This is a genomic window from Ensifer sp. LC163, assembly GCF_001695855.1.
GTDB lineage: Bacteria > Pseudomonadota > Alphaproteobacteria > Rhizobiales > Rhizobiaceae > Ensifer.
The window spans coordinates 1-346 of record NZ_MBSS01000062.1 but is presented as its reverse complement, the minus strand read 5'-3'; the positions used below and the strand labels follow the sequence as shown (position 1 = coordinate 346).

The window sequence follows — 346 nt, the reverse complement described above, 5'->3', positions numbered from 1 at the left end:
ATGCAGGGCTCGATGCCCCTTGCGAGGAGCTCTTCGCGGACCCAGGTGCTGTCGTAGCCCTTATCGGCGATGAGGTAATTGGCTTTGGGCAACGCGTTGAGCACGATCCGGGCGCCCTTGTGGTCGCTCATCCGGCCTTCAGAGAGCAGCATGACGATTGGCCGGCCGTCATCATCGCAGACGGCATGGAGCTTCGAGTTCAGTCCGCCCTTGGTTCGCCCGATACGACGGGGAACATCCCCTTTTTTAGAAGGCTTGCCGCGGTGCGGTGGGCCTTCAGATGTGTCGCGTCGATCATGATGCGCTCAGGTTGGGGGCCCTCGCCGGCCAAAGCGGCGAAAATCCT

General features: G+C 61.8%; 1 pseudogene. It reads right to left on the bottom strand.

Annotation, left to right across the window (positions count from 1 at the left end):
* A pseudogene (locus tag BC360_RS32895) lies at positions 1-346 on the bottom strand (transposase); the annotation flags it as partial.